14 protein-coding genes are annotated in these 18038 nt (G+C 46.0%); all 14 read right to left on the bottom strand.

Translation table 11 applies throughout. The annotated features are described in order from the left end of the window. Window positions 1–53 precede the first annotated feature (53 nt). Window positions 54–1148: a D-alanine--D-alanine ligase family protein gene (locus tag DEHRE_RS07110; RefSeq protein ID WP_025205664.1), complete on the bottom strand. Its 1095-nt coding sequence runs from the start codon at window positions 1146–1148 to the stop codon at window positions 54–56. A 188-nt stretch (window positions 1149–1336) separates the two neighbouring features. Further along, window positions 1337–1873 carry a signal peptidase I gene (lepB, locus tag DEHRE_RS07105; RefSeq protein WP_019225374.1) on the bottom strand — a complete coding sequence of 179 codons (537 nt, stop codon included), beginning with the start codon at window positions 1871–1873 and terminating at the stop codon, window positions 1337–1339. A gap of 41 nt (window positions 1874–1914) precedes the next feature. Beyond that, window positions 1915–3189 (bottom strand): methionine gamma-lyase family protein, encoded by a 1275-nt coding sequence (locus tag DEHRE_RS07100; protein ID WP_025205662.1) that lies wholly within the window; start codon window positions 3187–3189, stop codon window positions 1915–1917. A 150-nt stretch (window positions 3190–3339) separates the two neighbouring features. Continuing rightward, window positions 3340–4425, bottom strand: coding sequence for an ACR3 family arsenite efflux transporter (gene arsB / locus DEHRE_RS07095; RefSeq protein ID WP_025205661.1), 1086 nt, complete (start codon window positions 4423–4425; stop codon window positions 3340–3342). A 79-nt stretch (window positions 4426–4504) separates the two neighbouring features. Then, on the bottom strand, window positions 4505–5407 hold the full coding sequence (locus DEHRE_RS07090) for an AAA family ATPase (RefSeq protein WP_019225371.1): 903 nt from the start codon (window positions 5405–5407) through the stop codon (window positions 4505–4507). A gap of 217 nt (window positions 5408–5624) precedes the next feature. Next, entirely contained in the window at window positions 5625–5870 is a 246-nt protein-coding gene (gene hfq, locus DEHRE_RS07085; protein ID WP_015045117.1) for an RNA chaperone Hfq, read from the bottom strand. 47 nt (window positions 5871–5917) lie between these two features. Beyond that, window positions 5918–6859 carry a tRNA (adenosine(37)-N6)-dimethylallyltransferase MiaA gene (gene miaA, locus DEHRE_RS07080; protein WP_025205660.1) on the bottom strand — a complete coding sequence of 314 codons (942 nt, stop codon included), beginning with the start codon at window positions 6857–6859 and terminating at the stop codon, window positions 5918–5920. Further along, window positions 6856–7686, bottom strand: coding sequence for a class I SAM-dependent methyltransferase (locus tag DEHRE_RS07075; RefSeq protein ID WP_025205659.1), 831 nt, complete (start codon window positions 7684–7686; stop codon window positions 6856–6858). The genes miaA and DEHRE_RS07075 overlap by 4 nt, the downstream gene beginning before the upstream one ends. Before the next feature lie 37 nt (window positions 7687–7723). Then, window positions 7724–9769 (bottom strand): DNA mismatch repair endonuclease MutL, encoded by a 2046-nt coding sequence (mutL, locus tag DEHRE_RS07070; protein WP_025205657.1) that lies wholly within the window; start codon window positions 9767–9769, stop codon window positions 7724–7726. Next, the gene (locus DEHRE_RS07065) at window positions 9759–11090 is read right to left on the bottom strand and encodes a histone deacetylase family protein (protein ID WP_025205656.1); all 1332 of its coding nucleotides are present in this window, start codon (window positions 11088–11090) and stop codon (window positions 9759–9761) included. Before DEHRE_RS07065 ends, mutL begins: the two co-directional genes overlap by 11 nt. Beyond that, window positions 11087–12757, bottom strand: coding sequence for a hydantoinase/oxoprolinase family protein (locus DEHRE_RS07060; protein ID WP_025205654.1), 1671 nt, complete (start codon window positions 12755–12757; stop codon window positions 11087–11089). Before DEHRE_RS07060 ends, DEHRE_RS07065 begins: the two co-directional genes overlap by 4 nt. A gap of 276 nt (window positions 12758–13033) precedes the next feature. Then, entirely contained in the window at window positions 13034–15586 is a 2553-nt protein-coding gene (gene mutS / locus DEHRE_RS07055; protein WP_025205652.1) for a DNA mismatch repair protein MutS, read from the bottom strand. Then, the gene (gene miaB / locus DEHRE_RS07050; RefSeq protein ID WP_025205650.1) at window positions 15583–16917 is read right to left on the bottom strand and encodes a tRNA (N6-isopentenyl adenosine(37)-C2)-methylthiotransferase MiaB; all 1335 of its coding nucleotides are present in this window, start codon (window positions 16915–16917) and stop codon (window positions 15583–15585) included. Before miaB ends, mutS begins: the two co-directional genes overlap by 4 nt. Window positions 16918–17123: 206 nt before the next feature. Continuing rightward, a complete protein-coding gene (locus tag DEHRE_RS07045; RefSeq protein WP_019225362.1) occupies window positions 17124–17981 on the bottom strand; it encodes a DegV family protein in 858 nt (285 codons plus the stop codon). Window positions 17982–18038: the final 57 nt, after the last annotated feature.

Raw genomic sequence — 18038 nt, 5'->3', positions numbered from 1 at the left:
AATTCTTGTTTGCGGTCACCTGATTAAGGATAGACTCACTTTAGGAGATGTACTCAGGAAAGTCTTCTATCGGCATCATCCTTGAATTTTTCGAATCCAAGTCTGATCAGTTCATCAAGAAGCAGGCTGTAACTTAAGCCGCTGGCTTCCCACAGTTTCGGGTACATCGAAATTTGCGTAAAGCCAGGCATCGTATTGATTTCATTAATAAAGATTTGCTTGTCTTCAGTAACGAAGAAATCAACTCTGCTTAGCCCCGAAGCGCCGACGGCCTCAAAAGCAGTCACTGCATAGGACTGAAGCTGTTCAATCAATTTCTGGCTCAATATGGCTGGAATAATCAATTCTGAGCTATTATCCAGGTATTTAGCTTCATAATCATAAAAATCTTTGGTCGGTTTAATTTCACCGGGGATGGAGGCTTTGGCACTTTCATTGCCAAGGACGCTCAATTCAACTTCCCTTGCCTTCACACCTTTTTCGATCACAATTTTCCGGTCAAATTTTGCTGCGTAGATCAAAGCTTCCAGCAGTTGCTTATCGTCTTCAGCTTTGGAAATACCGACACTGGAACCAAGATTGGCTGGTTTGATAAAACATGGAAAACCAATGCTGTCTGAGATGCGTTTCACCGCTGCTTTGGGAGCAGCATTGATTTCACTTCGAAGCAAGGTAAGGTGCGGCACTATCGGCAGCCCGGCTTCTTTGAAAACGGCCTTCATCCGGTCTTTGTCCATTCCGAGAGAAGAACCCAGCACACCTGAACCAACATATGGGAACCCCGCCATTTCGAAAAGCCCCTGAATCGTACCATCTTCCCCTTTGGGGCCATGCATGACCGGAAAAATAATATCACATCTGCCCTGATCCGGCAGTTCGCTTCCGTCTATAGCCTGAAAGTAAGGTTTTTGCGGGTTCAAAACGACTGCGACCTGCTTGGCGCCGTTCGTGATATCGGCTTTAGCTTCCTTCCACGCTTCCGGTCTTGCCCCCCAATACCAGCTTCCGTCCTTGGTGATCCCGATGGTCTGAATCTCATACCGGTCAGCATGTAGCGCTTTGATGACTGACGCTGCAGAAATGACCGAAACTTCATGCTCCCCCGATTGACCGCCAAAGATAACAAGCACTTTCGTTTTGTTGTTCATTTTGATTGTACTCCCTTCAACTCATACCGTGTCTAAATTCCCGGTTATTTTTTTACGATAGATTACAGGTAAAATTAAGATTCCAGGTAAAATTACCCTTAATCATTCTTATTCATATGCTCCGTTCCTTACATCTTGTTAAGTAAAAATAGTACCTTGTCAATCTAAAATGATGGATCGACATGGCCCTACAACAGGATCTGAACACTGCTCAGCGGCCAGTAGCAGAATAGGGCTTTGCCTTCAATGCTCTGAACCGGAACACTGCCGAATGAACGGGAATCATTCTTACTCGCCCGATTGTCATTCAACGTAAAAACATGGTCTTCCGGCACAACAACCGTTGAAAATGTATATGTCTTTGGTGTATTAGCATAAGGTTCGTAAATTGGTTTGCTATTAATATACGTATAACCGTTTTTAATTTCTACTTTCTCACCTGGTAAGCCGATTACCCGTTTGATGCTTTCTACACCGTTATCTGAATAGAGAATGACATCTCCTCTGTCCAAAGCGTCAATGCTGCGGTAAAAATATTTTTCAACCAGCACCTGGCTGTCCAGCGAAAGTGACGGCATCATTTCCGCTCCTTCAAGATGGGCAAATCCGATCAGATAAGTTTTTAGCAGCCAGGACAAGGCAAAAACGATCAGGATAATCTCAATGATTTCCTGAAGAAATTGGCTATACGGATTGTTCATCATATCGCGTCTTATTCTTACCATATTGACTATCCCTGCTTCCGGCGCGTTATTAGCTTAGACCGTTATAACAGATGATTTTGTTCAAGCATTTGCGCAGCTGAAAGATTAGCGTTTTTCACATAGATATGAGAAATCGCGCCCTGCATATATATGGCATAAGGGGCTCTGATCGGACCATCGGCAGAAAATTCGCTCGTGGCCCCCTGAATGAAAGTTCCTCCAGCCATGATCACTTCGTCCGTATAGCCTGGCATCTCCGAAGGCAGCGGCAGAACATGTGAATCGATCGGCGAACCTTTCTGGAGACCCTGGCAAAAGGCCAGCATCTTTTCTTTGGAATTCAGTTTTACCGCCTGAATGATATCCGTCCGCAGATCCTTCGGACCTGGATGGACTTCAAAACCCAGTCTTGACCAGAAGGCCGAGGAAAAAACTGCAGCTTTGATCGCTTCACTGACCGTCAGCGGGCTGAAATACAATCCCTGGTACATGAGCCGAAGATTATCGAGGGTTGCTCCGACATCGGCATTGATGCCGGGTGCGGTAAACCTGGCAGCGGCTTTCGTGACCAAATCTTCTCTGCCGGCGATGTAGCCGCCTGTCGGGGCCAGCGTGCCTCCGAGATTCTTGATTAGTGATCCTGCCAGCAGGTCTACCCCCACATGTCCGGGTTCCTGATCCTCAACAAGCTCGCCGTAGCAATTATCGACGAAGATATCGATCTCTGGAAAATGCGTTTTGGCATAGCCAACAAATTCACTGATCTGGGCAATTGAAACAGAATTTCTCCATTCATAACCCTTGGAACGCTGGATGATAAACAGCTTCGTTTGCGGAGTCACCATCGCAGCCAGTTTTTCCATTTGAATCTGACTATCAGCATCCAAAGGCAGGATATCAAAGGACACTCCCCAGTCAGCCAGGCTGCCGGAAATGTTGTTTTTGATTCCGATCACCTGCTGAAGCGTATCATACGGCATCCCGGTAACAGAAATAAAATGATCTCCAGGCCGGAGAACACCAAAGAGCGCGGATGCAATCGCATGGGTACCCGATACAAACTGGTGCCTGATGATGGCTTTTTCAGTACCCATGATGGATGCGGTCACCGTATCAAGTTTTTCTCTCCCGGAATCGCCAAGTCCGTAGCCGGTTGTTCCATTCAGATTATAGGCTGAGACTCTGGCCTCCTGGAAAGCTTTGAGGACACGTTGATGGTTCTTCTCAATGATTGGATTTATGATACAGGTTTGTTTTGCCAAAACCTGTTCAGCATAGCACAGCGCGTCTGTAATTTTCGCGGATAAATTCAAATCGGACAAAAAACTATCCTCCATTAAGTAAAGTTCTTCTAAAATACTACATCGAATTGGCTTACTTTTCAATATACGAAAAAATATAACTTAACGATCAAGGCAGAGACACATAAGACTTTATTTAGAAAAATCAAATGTATTAAAGGCTACTTTTATCTTTTCCGGCATTGGTTAAAGCTCTTCTTTATGCCTACGTGGCCAACCCTGCTGGTCATAAAATTTGTTTTTTAAGGCAAGTGCTGAATTCACTAGGCCAATCATGACTGGCACCTCCACCAACGGCCCAATAACGGCTGTAAAAGCTACGTCGGAGGCGATGCCAAATACCGCTACAGCTACAGCAATCGCCAGTTCAAAGTTATTGCTTGCTGCTGTAAAAGCCAGTGTTACCGTCTGGTCATATTGAAAGCCGCCTTTGTAAGACATAAAGAAGCTGACAAAAAACATGACTGCAAAATAGATCAATAAGGGAATGGCTATTCTTGCGACTCCCATTGGATTGGTGACAATCTCCTGCCCTTTGGTCATAAACATAATAACGATTGTATAGAGCAGGGCGATCAAAGCTAACGGTGAAATTTTAGGGATAAATACATTCTCGTACCATTCTCTTGTCTTAACTCGGATCAATCTAAAACGAGTAATAAAACCCGCTGCAAAAGGAATCCCCAAGTAAATCAGAACACTTTTAGCAACATCCCATATCGAAACATCCACGATTTGCCCACCCCAGGAAAGGCCAAGCCATTTAGGAATTAAAGTAACAAAAAGATAGATATAAACTGAATACAAGAGTATTTGGAATATGGAGTTTAGGGCCACGAGTGCGGCACAATACTCATTATCACCCTTCGCGAGCGTATTCCAGACAATGACCATGGCAATACAGCGAGCTAAACCGATCATGATCAAACCAATAGCATAACCTGGCATATCTCTCAAAAACACGATAGCCAGTATGAACATTAAAACCGGTCCGATAATCCAGTTCTGAAGCAGCGAAAAGCTGAAGACTTTTTTATTTTGTACGACTTTGCCGATCTCTTCATATTTTACCTTGGCCAGCGGAGGATACATCATTACAATGAGTCCGATGGCAATCGGCCAGGAAATCGTACCCGTGCTGAACTCACCCAACGATACAGCAAGGTTTGGGAACAGATAACCTCCAAAAACGCCAATAGCCATCGCAATAAAGATCCAAAATGTCAAAAACCGGTCTAAAAATGATAATCCTAATTGATTTGTCTTTCCCATTTTATTCCTCCGGATTTATGCGGTTATAGGCATATTGTATCTTCTTCTCGTTGATATGTAAAAGGGTAAATGCCCCCGATCAAGAAATATCCACTTCTTTGATACACATTAAATCTTCCCTGGACAGATTCGGCTGCCTGTAGAGTCTGACGGCCTGTCTGCGAATCGCTTTTTCCACAAAATTGCGCACCATCCGGGCATTACCGGAATAAGGCTGTATGGCATTCATATTCTGCAGGTTTCTTCGGAACACAATTTTTGCCTGCGGAGAAAATGTATATTGCCTACCTGTCAGCATCTGTTCACCAATAGACATCAGTTCATCTAGAGAGTAGTCCGGGAAATCGATATGGAGCGGAAAGCGCGACCGCAAACCAGGGTTTGTCTTTATGAATGCATCCATTTCAACCTTATATCCGGCAAGGATAAGGATGAGGTTATCCTTATGGTCTTCCATCGCTTTGACTAAGGCATCAATTGCTTCCTTGCCGAAATCCTTTTCCCCACCCCTTGCCAGAGAATAGGCTTCATCAATAAACAGGATCCCGCCGAGCGCCTTTTTAACCAATTCTCTGGTCTTATTGGCTGTATGTCCGACATACTCCCCAACAAGATCTGCTCTTTCACATTCGATAATATGTCCTTTCGGCAAAACGCCCATTTCCTTAAACAATCTTCCGATCAGCCTTGCGACTGTGGTTTTTCCTGTACCCGGATTGCCGCTAAAAACGGTATGTAAGACTAAAGGCTCCGTATTCAGCTTCTCTTTTTCCCGTCGTTTGCAGATTTCTACAAAAGCATACAACTCATGAATCAGTTTTTTTACTGACTCTAAGCCAATTAAACTATCGAGTTCCGTAATGATTTCTTCAGTCTTTTTGTTACTGCTGCCGGCATAGTCCGGCAACTCAGGTTCTGATGTCATTGGCTGGGTTTGGAGTACCGGCGGAAGATTTGATCTGAAGGTTATCTTAATGGACATAAAAGAAGCACCCCCCATAAGAACGTCATTATATATATATAGCGAAGCGTGAAAAAGGTGAATCATTAATTTGGGAAAAATATAAATAATAAGAAAAATAAACATCGTGCTATGTAGGGTACACAACACGATGTTCTATTCATTTCTTTTCTTTTCTATGTCTCAGTGATATCTATCAGCTATATGGTCCCAGTCCAATTATGGCCCCAGCAGGAAATTATTCAGTCATTTCCCCGACTAAGGCATTTAAATTGACTTGTCTCATTGGCATTATGGTAGAAATGGCATGTTTATATACCATTTGTTGTTTGCCTTCGTAGTCCAGAACAACCGTGAAATTATCAAAGCCTTTGACTAATCCTTTGAGCTGGAATCCATTGACCAAATAGATCGTAACAGGTATGTTATCCTTACGGATTTGGTTCAAGAAAACATCCTGCAAGTTAATCGGTGATTTATTCATTTTATTTTTTACCTCCATCACCATTTTTCTTATTGTCTAATTTTACCTTAGTTTCCATCACTGCGCAAGTCAAGAGAATCGCAAATTTCGTCAAGAATTTGTTGAGACGAACATTCTGTCAAGTCATACCATTTGATTCTGGGATCCCTCTTAAACCAGGTTAATTGTCTTTTGGCAAAGTGCCTGGTATCTCTCTGAAGCAGACGCAGCATTTCTTTTTGAGTGACCAAACCTCTTAAAAAATAAACGACATGACGATAGCCGATGGTTTGAAGAGATTTTAGCCTTGGTGAATAACCCTCCTGAAGTAAACGTAGAGTCTCTTCGATTATACCACAATCTACCATTTTCCGGCAACGATCATTGATTCGTTCATAAATCACGTCTCTTGGAGCCGTCAGCCCTAAATAAATGACCGATTCATCCAATTCAGCATACATTTTTTCCATGTATGACCTTTGTTCAGATAATGGTTTACCGGTTAATTCAAAGATTTCCAGGGCTCTGACGATTCTTGCCGTATCGTTCACATGAAGTTTTTCGGCAGAAGCCCGATCACATTCCGCGAGTCTTAGATGCAGCTCCTTATTGCCATGCTGATTGGCATAAGCCAGCCACTTTTGCTTGATTGGGTCCGATCCTTCTTCCGGAAATTCAAATTCATCCAAAATTGAACGAATGTAAAGTCCAGTTCCGCCAACGATAATCGGGATTTTCCCTTTGGCTTGAATATTCTCAATCCATTCTCTGGCCTGAGACTGAAATCCTGCCACTGTAAACGGTTCAGCCGGATCAAGCAGATCGATCAGATGATGCGGTACACCCTTCTGTTCAGCCTTAGATGGTTTTGCTGATCCGATATCAAGCTTCCGGTAAACTTGAACGGAATCTCCGGAAATAATTTCTCCGTGCAGCCTGAGTGCCAGTTCAATGCCAAGAGCACTCTTGCCGACTGCTGTCGGTCCGATAATAACGATCAGGGGATTCATTGGAAACCCTCCCCCACCCTAGTTAAATCGATGATACCAAAATCCACAGGGCTGTATTTATTCTTCTCTTTAACATAAAAACCAAGCCGGGTAAATTCACTGCTGCCTTTTCGTTCTTTCAACACAACTCTTTTCCTGGACACGCGGCATGCCTCCCGGATCGTATCTTTATCCAAAGGATTCGGATTGGACCATTTCTTCAGCGGCCGGATCGAGGAAGATTCTTTAACCGTAACACGGAACATTGGGTCAAAATAGACGACATCTACAGATGCATCCGGCAGCCCTTCCAATATCCTGGTATGATCTGCCCAGACCGTTTCAATGCAGGAAGTGGCCTGGCTCAATTCCACCCAGGCCTGGGCCTTTACCTGAGATAGTTTCTTGGCAGGTTTAAACTGCTTAACCTGATCCAGACCATCCTGAACCAAAAAATGGATCAGCGGCGAGCTTTCCACAGCAAGTACGCTTCCATTGGAACCGACGGCGTACGCCGAGATCAGTGTATCCGACGCAAGACCCATGGTCGCATCAAGAAAAATGTCCCCGGCCTCAAGATTCACTGCCTGAAGAAAACGATCCGGTACGCCACGCAGGATATTGATCATCCTTAATAACGCCATACTTGGATGGAAAAAGAGTCTTTCTCCATCATCTTCAAGACAGAGCTTCTGTTTAACGTAACGAAGTATCGGAAGACCATCAGCTTCTGATAAGGCATCCATCGGAACAATTTTTATCCCGGATTGCATACTGAGCTTTTCAAGCTGCAGTTTAAGTTTTTCATCTGACCGTTTATAGGCAATCACATTATCCATTTGATCCATGATCTTATCCGTTCTGCCATTATGTTATTTATTTGACTTATTCCCTCTCAAACTTATGATTGAGTTCTTTCTCGGATATCTGAATGATCGTAGGCCGGCCATGGGGACAGGAGTAAGGATTATCTGCTCTGCCCAATTTCTGTATGATTTCATCCATTTCCTGAACCATTAAGCGCTCTTTGCCTTTGACAGCCGACCTGCAGGCCAGCATCATGATCCACTCTTCCAGAAGTTTCTCCAAGGATGGAGAAAAAGATGTGTTCAGAATTTCATCGATAAAGACCTTGAACATCTTCCCCGGTGATTCCAGGCTATCTAGCAGCGGAATCCCCCGCAGAAAGTACGTCCTGTCTCCGAAGTGTTCAAAAATGAAGCCCATTCCATGCAGCTCGTCAAAATGCGCAAGCAGGATCTGCTCCTCCTGAACTGTAAGTTCTACCGTCTCCGGAATCAAAAGGAGCTGGCTTGCTGTCTCGCGTTGTCTGGCAAGCTGAAGCAGGCTTTCGTATCTGATGCGCTCATGGGCTGCATGCTGATCTATAATATACAGATTCTTGTCGTCTGCAGCAAGAATATACATATGAAAAACTTGGCCGACAGCTTTCAATTCCAGGAATTTCGATACGGTTTCCTTATCCTGCTGCAAAGTTTGAGATACTTCAGCAATTTTATCAGGGAGGCTATCCGTAATATTGTCCGTGATGCGCTCAAGATTACGGTTCGGAGCAATCTCTGAATTACGATCAGAAATCATATCAGAAATACGCTCAGGAACCCGATCCGCTATACTTTCTCGTATACCCCCGGATAATCTGCCAGAAATGTATTCCGTCTGGTCTGGCTGCTGTTCAGACAGCTGTCCGTTAATGTATGGGTAATGATGTTCTTTTATCTTCTCTACGTCCCTGAAAGACTGATTTTCTGGGATGATTGGTGTATCAGGATCGTACGCCGGAGAGCTTTGTTCTGACCTATTCGATTCCAATGGCCGGTATAATATCTTGAGCTGTTCCCATTGAGACGGACTGGGTTTAGACGGACCGGATTCTGATGTCCTTGTTTTTTCCGTAAAGGAATATCTCCGCATTGGAACACCGTCCAGAAGGTTCTTCCGGATAACCTCCGCAATCTTTCTGCTTAAGTTTTTTTCTTCTTTAAATTTAATTTCCAGTTTGGCTGGATGAACATTGACATCATAATCTGAAGGAGGCAAGTTCAGCGAAATAACGCATACCGGATAGGTATTAGCAGGAATCAGCGTATGATAACCGTCTTTGATGGCCTGATTCATTAACTGGGAACGGATAACCCTGCCGTTAACAAAAAAGGTAAGACCGCTGCGTGACGACCTGACATGCTCCGGCATGCTGACATAACCGGAAATCTCAAGGCTTTCATCCTGGTAGGATATCGGCAGCATCTTACGGGCAGCATCATTGCCACTGACGGCTGCTATAGCCTCGATAAGACTGCCGTTTCCAGGCGTATGCAGTAAGATATTATTCGGGTGACGCAGGGAAAAAGCAACATCAGGTCTAGCCAGGGAAAGCCTGCCGACCATGTCGGAAATCCAGCCAAACTCCGTAACGGCTGAACGCAGGAACTTGTGTCTGGCCGGTGTATTATAAAACAAGTCATTGACAGTTACGACTGTACCCGGCGGGCATCCGATTTCCGTCATGGAAAGGAACGTGCCGCCCTCAACTTTTAATTCCTGTCCTGCGACATCATCCGGTGTCCGCGTCATAATACTCAATTTGGATACCGAAGCGATGCTCGGAAGCGCTTCTCCGCGAAAGCCCAGTGTCCTAAGGTCATCGAGGTCTGTAATTGCCGATATTTTACTGGTAGCATGCGGAAGAACTGCCAGACGCAAATCTTCAGCCAGAATTCCGGCGCCGTCGTCTTTCACTCTGATCAGGGCCGTACCTCCGCCCTCTACACTGATATCTATTTTTCGGGCACCGGCATCCAGCGCGTTTTCGACCAGTTCTTTGACTACGGAAAGAGGCCTTTCCACAACCTCGCCGGCTGCAATTTGATTGATGCAATGCTCATCAAGGAGCTTAATTCTAGCCGCCAAATGGATTCACTTCCCTACCATCTGTCCAAAAATGGACTTGATCTCTCCGTTGATTTTGCAGTAGAACGGTTTTTTCTGATTTTTGAAAAGTTTCTGCCAGGTCGTATCCGGCCTGTTCGCAATCGGGACATGCTTCAAACGGAATTCTGACAAGCACCGCTTTTTGAAAAGCCGACGGTTTTTGGGATATCATCAGCACCGTCCCCCCGCAATGCCTGCATTTGCGGATGTATTCCCTGCGGTTCTCTTTAAATCCGTCCGTATCATAATAAATACTTTTCTCGGAATATACCCAGTCACCTGTCGGCAAAAACGGTTCTTTACGGAAAGCCCAGGAAGGCCGGACAGCCTCATTCGTTCTTTTCAAATCGGTCAGAAAAGAGCGGATCGTATCACCGCCAATTTCAGTATTCTGAGGTTTCTGCGACTCCACCACCCCGGAATAATCTTCTCCGGCCAGCGCCAGGAAAATAGCCATATTAATATAGGGCAGTGCGCCTTCAATCGCGTATCCGCCTTCCAGTACTGCAAGATCGGGCTTGATCATTTCAGTGATTTTGCCATAGCCTCTGGCCGTCACATTCATCGAAGCCAACGGATCCGTAAAATGATTGTCCTGTCCGGCGGAATTGATGATCAGATCCGGTTTAAATGCTTCCACTGCAGGCATAATCCAGTTTTCCAGCGCATAGAGGAAACCTTCATCACCAACTCCCGGCAGAAGCGGGATATTCAGTACCGATCCCCAGGCATTCGGCCCACCTTTCTCTTCCGTAAATCCGGTTCCGGGAAATATGGTTCTGCCGTCCTGATGGATCGATATATAAAAGACATTCGGATCATGATAAAAAATATCCTGCGTCCCGTCACCGTGATGAACATCCGTATCGATGACGGCAATTTTTTTGATGCCGTATTTGGCCCGAAGGACATTAATTAAAATAGCTTCATTATTCAGGGTGCAGAATCCTCTGTTTCCCCAGACTGTCGCTCCGGAATGATGGCCAGGCGGGCGCACCAGCGCAAAGCCGTTCGTAATTTCCTTTTTCATCAGCGCGTTGCCCAGAACCAGCGAACTTCCAACAGCGATCAGATGGGCATCGAGATTATGCTGTTGGAGATCCGGAAAAATCGCCTGGGTTCGTAAGACATCAAAAAGATCCGCCACCCCGGGAGAGTATTGCTTGACCTGGGGAAGGTCCATGATCCCTTCTTCAAAGATCTGTTCCTGGGTGTAAAGCAAGCGTTCTTCCCGTTCCGGATGAAATTCCCCAAGAGACCAGTCAAAAGCCGGAAAGAAGATAATTCCTGTCTTGTTCATGACCGTATCCTCCCAATGACTCCCGGCGGAACATGCATCGCACCTTTGACAATCTGGCCGACCGTATGATAATTCTCAACCAGCGGAAAATAATCAAAGATCTCTTTCTCCAGGTCGTCTGTTTCTATTCCAAAACCGACTGCCTGTTTTTGCGCTAATTCTTTCAAGAAATCTTCTACTTCTCGATGGGGTTTTTTAGGTCCGGTCCAAATGCCCTGCTCCCCGGTTTCCTCTATCCTGTAAATAGAGAACTTCGTATCCAGGTGGAGTGTCCAGGAAAAGGTTGGTTTAGCCATCGATGCTCCGATGGCATTCGAAACTTCGGAGAATTCAGTCAGAACCGTCCGCAGTCTCATCCGATTCTCCAGCGCTGCTTCAAGCCCCGGTGCTCCTCCTCCGCTGAGCTGGATATAGAATTTAAAATCATCATGATGATGGATGACTTCCCAGACCTTATAGGCCGGCTCGGTTTTCCATTCCTCTAGCAGCTGCTCAATGGCCCGGGCAATTTTTTCAACCATTTTTCCAACGATGATTTGTGCTGTCCGGCGCAGAGCAGATGCTGTTCTTTGGTTCTCGGGCAGGAGCAGGCCAAGCGCTTCTTCAGCCCGCTGCAGATCACCGTAATCCGTCAGATTCAGGTAGCGCAGCGCATCCGTAGGTGTCGGGCTGATTCCTCCTATGCAGTAGGCAGGACCTAAGCGGTAGTCGGCCAGCATAACCTCTCCCTGCTCCAGACAGACAGCTGAATCCCCTCCAATAGAGACTGAACGTACAGCCAGCGAGCGGACATTCGTCAGGAAGGGTCCGATCTGCGCGCCGTGGGTGCTGATTAACGGAGATCCGGATAATACCAGTCCTATATCGGTCGTGGTTCCGCCGATATCGACAACGACATAGGATTCCTCCGGATTGCTCTGGGCGAGCGTTCCAAGTACACTTGCCGCCGGTCCGGAGTAAATCGACTCAACCGGTCTGATCTTTGCCAGCGGCAAGACCCCGCCATCCGCCTTTAGCACCCGGATCGGCGCCCGACATCCCCTTGCCTCAACCGCCATTTTCAACTGATAAGCGAAGTTCTGAAACAATTCTGTTGCGGCCAGGTTCAGATAAGTCGTCAGACTTCTGCGGTAGAAATTGGCCTGCCCGGACTGGCTTCCCAGAGCTGTTATAATTCCAGGTGCCTCTCTATGCAAATATGCTGCCAGCTGTTCCTCAAAGACATTGTTGCGATGGGAGAATTTGCTGACAATGGCCGTAAGCGGCTTAATGGATTGTTTGTTCAATTTTTCAGCAAGCGTCTGCCACTCTGATTGATCCGCTGGCACAACGACCCTTCCGCGATAATCCAAAACACCGGTTAAAACACTGTAATCCACCGGCCAAGGCAATGAGGAAAGCTTCATGCCGGTCCCCGGAAAAAGGATCAATTTGACCTCGGGCAATCGTTTTTGTAAAATCGCGTTCGTTACAAGCGTCGTACTGACGGTAATCATTTCGATGTTTTTAGCCTCGGAAATTTGGAGATAATCCAGGGCGCTGATAAGTGTATTCAGAATGTCATCCTGATTGGTCGGAATTTTACCCTTACGCTCGATCACGCCATTCGTGATCATGACAGCATCGGTAAACGTTCCGCCCACATCGATGCCAATAAGGCTGGCCATGTTATCTCCTCCTTCTGTTTTGCTCAGGCTGGTTTGAACAGTTAAATCAATATGTTTAGATCTAATGATTTTTATTATATGGGGTTGGTCTGCGTAATCAGTACCGTTTTCGGCTATTGCGCCATGGAGGGCACAATAGCCGAAAACGGTATTGTGGCACCCAGACAGGCCCCAAATGAGATTAGTTCTTTCAAAAAAGGCCACAACATAATAACTGATTTATAGAATGCACAAAGACCTCATTACGATATTACACAATAACACACAGAAATGCCGTTAAATAATCTTCGTAGCCTTAACGCGGCTAATAAGATCATACAAGTAATCCATCGCCTGACGCGGTGCAAGATTATCCAGATCCAGCTCTTCAAGCTCCTTGAATATCGGATGCGTGCTCTGGTTATCGAACAGCGACGGCTGCAGCATATTGGCATCAACAGCTTTCACTATCTTGCGCTGGGTCGGGGAATTTTCGAGTTCACCGAGAATGATGGCCGCTCTTTTTAAGAGATGGGGCGGAAGGCCAGCAATCTTCGCCACATGAAGGCCATAGCTCCGGTCAGCCTTGCCGGGAAGTATTTTATGCAGGAAAACAACATCGTCACCCTGTTCCCTAACAGCCACATGCAGATTAAAAACTTCAGGATAACGTTCTTCCAATTCGGTTAGCTCATGGTAATGTGTCGCAAATAATGTTTTGGCTTTAATTTCGGGGTTTTCAACCAGGTGCTCGGCAATCGCCCAAGCCAGACTGAGACCGTCAAACGTTGCTGTTCCCCTGCCGACTTCGTCCAAAATAATTAAACTGTCCGCCGTGGCATTTTTAAGAATATGGGCGACTTCGTTCATTTCGACCATAAATGTACTTTGCCCTGCTGCCAGGTTATCGGCAGCTCCTACCCGGGTAAAAATACAGTCGGCGATCGAAATGGCGGCCTTCTGAGCCGGCACGAAGCTGCCGATCTGGGCCATTAAAACGATCAGGGCTACCTGGCGCATATAGGTCGATTTCCCGGCCATATTGGGGCCGGTAATCAGTGCAAGGTGTTTATTACGGGTAAGATGCGTATCATTCGGAACAAACGTATCACAGATTCTTTCCACAACCGGATGCCGTCCCTCAACAATATGAATGATCCCATCGGAGCGTATTTCCGGTTTGACATAATTGTTTTGAATGGCGGTTCCGGCCAAGGAGACAAAAACATCGATTTCAGCCAACGACTGGGCAGCGTTAATGATTAGCAGCGAACAAGCCAGAACCTTGTCCCGAAGCACAGAAAACAGCTGATATTCGAGATCACTGAGCCTGTCCTGCGCAGTCAGGACGCGCTGCTCGTATTCTTTTAATTCCGGGGTGATGAATCGCTCGGCATTGACCAGCGTCTGTTTTCGCTGATAATCATCCGGAATCAAATGGGCATTCGCATTGGTGATTTCAATAAAGTACCCAAAGTTCTTATTAAAGCCGATCTTCAACGAACGGATTCTGGTGCGTTCTCTTTCCTGATTTTCCAGGCGGGCAATCCATTCTTTGCCGCCGGACGATATCGCCCGCAAACTGTCAATTTCTGCTGAATAGCCGTTCTGAATAATATTTCCGTCCTTCGGAGAGTATGGTGCTTCAGGGTTTATGGCCGCAAGCAGTTCCTGCGCAAGGTCATCAAGTCCTGCCAGGGACGGCAGATATTTAGCTAATTTCTGAGAACCGTTGTCAGTGATGCAATCCCTGACCTTAGGCAGGCAGGATAACGTGCTGCCCAACGCCAGCAGATCCCGGGGACTTGCTTTGCCGAGGGACAGTTTTCCAAGCAGCCTTTCCAGGTCATACACTGTTGTCAAAGCTTTTTGTATATCTTGGCGTAAAAAAGTATTCCGTGTTAACTCTTCGACAGAAGCCAGTCGTTCATTAATGCTTTCAGGATCGCGTAAGGGTTGCTGCACCCAGTTTCTGAGCAGTCTGGCTCCAAAGGCCGTTTTGGTTAAATTCAGGGTGGAAAATAAGGTCCCTTTCTCATCGCTGGTTCGCAGTGATTCGACAAGTTCAAGATTCCTTCTAGTCCATTTGTCGAGAACCATTGCCGTACTGCTTTGGCTCACCGAAATGCGCAGGATATGTTCCTGTCCCGAGTTGGGGATATTCTGACTGATATACTGCCAAAGTCCGGCTGCAGCTTTGCAGGCAACCGGCATTTGCTGCAAAAGCTCTGCCTGCTTCTTAAATCTTTCACTAAGTTCAGCCGTCCTCAGGAACAAATTTTTTTCGATCGCTGTCAAATAATAATCCGTAAATAGTTTGGACAGCATCGCAACGTCCTTGGACAGGATAAGTTCGGAAGGTGCAATACGGTTTAATTCTGCCTGCAGGATCTGAATGGAAGGCGTCTCCATGATCCGGAAATCACCCGTTGTGATGTCGAGATAAGCGAGCGCCCACGTTTTCTCCTTATAGACACACGCCAGAAAGTTGTTCTTTGTTTCCGAGCTGATACTGTCCAGCGTACCCGGCGTCACAATCCGGACAATGTCTCTTTTGACAATTCCTTTACTGGCTTGAGGATCTTCCATTTGTTCACAAATGGCAACTTTAAATCCGGCAGCGACCAATTTCAGAAGATAACCGTCCACGGCATGATGCGGAACTCCGCACATGGGTATTTTCTGGCCCTTGCCTGCGTCCCGCGCCGTTAGCACAATTTCCAGAACCGGAGCAGCGGTCTCGGCATCCTGGCCAAACATTTCATAAAAATCACCAAGCCTGAAAAACAGGATCGTATCCGGTACCCTGTTCTTTATCTCTTGATATTGCTGCAGCATGGGTGTATTCATGGTTCACTTAGCTCCCCAAAAAGCGTCCAGGAATTTGCAGATCTGATTGTAACCGAAACAAGTGAACCAACCAAGTCCTCCCTGCTTTCGAATACAACAATCTCATTTCCTCTGGTACGGCCTGTTAAATATTTAGGATCCGACTTACTGGGTCCTTCCACCAGAATTTCATAGCGGTTGTCAATCATTTTCTGGCGCCAGCTCAGACTCTGAGAATTTTGAAGCGCCATCAGTCTCTGCAGACGGTTTTTCTTGATATCGAGCGGAACCTGATCCTGAAGCAACGCCCCCGCTGTCCCGGACCGTTTGGAAAACATGAAGGTAAAAGCCTGGTTGAAAGGCACTGTATTGACAAGATCAAGCGTCAGTTCAAAATCTTCTTCCGTTTCTCCGGGAAACCCAACAATAATATCGGTTGTCAATCGGGCCTCGGGTACAATTTCCAGAATACGCGCAATTCTTTCCAGATAATATCCCCTGGTGTACCCTCTGTTCATTGCCGCCAGCACTTGATTGCTTCCGGCCTGGAATGGCAGATGGAAGTGTTCACAGATATGCTCACCGCGGGCTACCGTCTCGATCAGCTTATCACTGAAATCTTTCGGATGAGAGGTCATAAACCGGATTCGGTAAAGCCCTTCAATTTTATCGATTTCAGTCAGCAAATCGGAAAAATCATAGGCAAAACCGTCTTTTTTTCCGTAGGAATTGACATTCTGGCCAAGCAAGGTCACATCACGGCAGCCATTTTTAACAAGTGTCCTGATTTCGTCCAGAATGACGTCCATCGGCCGGCTGCGTTCCCTTCCCCTGACATAAGGAACAATGCAATAGGCACAATAATTGTCACAGCCATACATAATGTTGACATTGATCCGGAGCTTTCCTTTTTCAGCCAAAGGAACAACCTCAGTAGTTTCACAGGCCGCCTCGGAAACAAGCGCGGCTTTTCCGCCCTGATCCGCTGTTCTCAGCAAACCTTCAAATTGATGATGATCAAAGGTCCCTGTCCAGATATCGACATGAGGGGCTCTTTTTTGGAGTTTTTCCAGAAGGCCGGGCTGTTGAATCATGCATCCGGCAACCGCAATCTTGAGCTGCGGTTTCTTTTCTTTCAGTTTTTTCAATTGACCGATTTTGCCAATAATTTTATTTTCGGCGCTTTCTCTGACGCAGCAGGTATTAATGATAATCAAATCGGCTTGTTCAGGGTTCTCGGTGCGCGCGTACCCGTTTTTTTCCGAAATGGCCGTCAAGGTCTCGGCATCCCGCTCGGACATTTGACAGCCATACGAAATCGTACACACTTTCTTATTCATTTCGTTCGACATGTATTCAATCAATCCTCTGCTTGAAAGCTATAATATTTATGCAGATAAAAACTGTTGCTATGAAGACTTACTTAAAAAACTTATGATCAGTCTGAAGGCCACAGTTCCGCTGTGAGCGGAGCAGGATTGCGAAGCGCGGCCTTTTGCGTCTAGGAGGACGCAACGGCCAGAAAGCGGTATTGTGGCCTTCAGACCTACCCGGTTTATTACATCTTGGGAACGGACTGGTAGTAAAGTGCCAGCGTTCCCGGTCCGACATGGCTGCCTACAACACAGCCAATATCACTAATAATTACGTCTTTGACCGGCAGTGTATTTTTGATTTCTTCAGCCAGGGCTTTGGCTTCTTCCAAACATGCCGAATGAGAAATCCCGATCACTTGCTTTTCTGCTTCAACGATCTCATTTTTCATGATTTCAATAAGCTTGCGGATCGCAGCTTTTCTGGATCTGACTTTGTTAAATACGTCAATTTTTCCTTCCGTATTCATGTGCAGGATCGGTTTGACATCCAAAAGTCCGGCGACGAATCCGGCTGTTTTGCTTAATCTTCCACCTTTGACAAGGTACTCCAGCGTATCAATGGTAAAAATGTACCGCATTTTATTTTTAATCTCCATGATTTGCGGTTCAATCTCCTGCCAGGTATCGGTATGCTTCAGTATTTCTGACGCAAGTATTGCCTGCAGCCCAAATCCCAAAGATGCACCAAGGCTGTCGATGATATGTATTTTCTCCGAAGCGCTGCACATTTCCCGCACCATCACTGCCGTTTGACAAGTTGAACTTAAGCCGGAAGACAGGTGTATGGCAATGACTTCTTTACCTTCAGCCAATACTTTTTCGTAGGCGTCCTTTAAGAGATTCAAATTAGGCTGCGAAGTCTTCGGGAGTTCTTTATAGTCTTTGAAGTTAGCGTAAAACTTGTCCGGAAAAATATCGATCCCTTCTGCATAGGTAACCCCATCAATATTTACCGGCATCGGGACAACAACAATCCCAAGTTTTTCAGCTAGATCTCTTGGCATATCTGAAGCGCTGTCTACTACGATCTGAAATGGCATGCTATCACTCCATCCAAAAAAAGATATTATAAATAATCCTACCAATTACATCCTATT

The organism is Dehalobacter restrictus DSM 9455 (assembly GCF_000512895.1).
GTDB lineage: Bacteria > Bacillota > Desulfitobacteriia > Desulfitobacteriales > Syntrophobotulaceae > Dehalobacter > Dehalobacter restrictus.
The sequence above is the reverse complement of the archived record's forward strand: the minus strand, read 5'-3'. Positions and strand labels throughout refer to the sequence as shown.

Coding starts and splice junctions, on each gene's coding strand:
- DEHRE_RS07110 (WP_025205664.1), bottom strand. CDS start 1,148: ATGAACAACAAAACGAAAGTGCTTGTTATCTTTGGCGGTCAATCGGGG.
- lepB (WP_019225374.1), bottom strand. CDS start 1,873: ATGGTAAGAATAAGACGCGATATGATGAACAATCCGTATAGCCAATTT.
- DEHRE_RS07100 (WP_025205662.1), bottom strand. CDS start 3,189: ATGGAGGATAGTTTTTTGTCCGATTTGAATTTATCCGCGAAAATTACA.
- arsB (WP_025205661.1), bottom strand. CDS start 4,425: ATGGGAAAGACAAATCAATTAGGATTATCATTTTTAGACCGGTTTTTG.
- DEHRE_RS07090 (WP_019225371.1), bottom strand. CDS start 5,407: ATGTCCATTAAGATAACCTTCAGATCAAATCTTCCGCCGGTACTCCAA.
- hfq (WP_015045117.1), bottom strand. CDS start 5,870: ATGAATAAATCACCGATTAACTTGCAGGATGTTTTCTTGAACCAAATC.
- miaA (WP_025205660.1), bottom strand. CDS start 6,859: ATGAATCCCCTGATCGTTATTATCGGACCGACAGCAGTCGGCAAGAGT.
- DEHRE_RS07075 (WP_025205659.1), bottom strand. CDS start 7,686: ATGGATCAAATGGATAATGTGATTGCCTATAAACGGTCAGATGAAAAA.
- DEHRE_RS07065 (WP_025205656.1), bottom strand. CDS start 11,090: ATGAACAAGACAGGAATTATCTTCTTTCCGGCTTTTGACTGGTCTCTT.
- DEHRE_RS07060 (WP_025205654.1), bottom strand. CDS start 12,757: ATGGCCAGCCTTATTGGCATCGATGTGGGCGGAACGTTTACCGATGCT.
- mutS (WP_025205652.1), bottom strand. CDS start 15,586: ATGAATACACCCATGCTGCAGCAATATCAAGAGATAAAGAACAGGGTA.
- miaB (WP_025205650.1), bottom strand. CDS start 16,917: ATGTCGAACGAAATGAATAAGAAAGTGTGTACGATTTCGTATGGCTGT.
- DEHRE_RS07045 (WP_019225362.1), bottom strand. CDS start 17,981: ATGCCATTTCAGATCGTAGTAGACAGCGCTTCAGATATGCCAAGAGAT.